This is a genomic window from Vibrio sp. 704 (genome assembly GCF_033339295.1).
The window spans coordinates 1-531 of sequence record NZ_JAWOUH010000959.1 but is presented as its reverse complement, the minus strand read 5'-3'; the positions used below and the strand labels follow the sequence as shown (position 1 = coordinate 531).

The 531-nt window shown below is 47.8% G+C and carries 1 pseudogene; it reads left to right on the top strand.

Going from position 1 to position 531, the window contains the following annotated elements:
- Positions 1–531 (top strand): annotated as a pseudogene (gene hemA / locus R7R24_RS30095) (glutamyl-tRNA reductase); the annotation flags it as partial.

The following is a 531-nucleotide window of genomic DNA, read 5'->3' as shown; positions in this document are numbered from 1 at the left end:
GCTGCACAAAAATGATAGTCGCAAACCGCACCAAAGAGCGTGCTCAAGGGTTAGCTGAGCAGTTTGGTGCAGAAGTAATCAGCCTGAACGAAATCCCAGACCACCTCGCAAGAGCGGACATCGTGATTAGCTCAACAGCGAGTCCGTTACCTATTATTGGTAAAGGCATGGTCGAAACAGCGCTGAAACAACGTCGTCATCAACCTATTCTGTTAGTCGATATTGCTGTACCACGTGATGTGGAAGCGCAAGTTGGCGAATTGAACGATGCTTATCTGTATTCGGTGGACGACTTGCAGTCGATCATCGATAGCAATATTGAGCAACGTAAAGTTGAAGCGATTCAGGCCGAAGCCATTGTTAGTGAAGAAAGTGCGTCGTTTATGACGTGGCTACGCTCACTGCAAGCGGTTGATAGTATTCGCGATTATCGCAAGTCGGCGAACGAAATACGTGAAGAGTTACTGAGTAAAAGCCTGCAATCATTGGCAGCTGGCGCAGATCCGGAGAAAGTACTGCGCGAACTTAGTA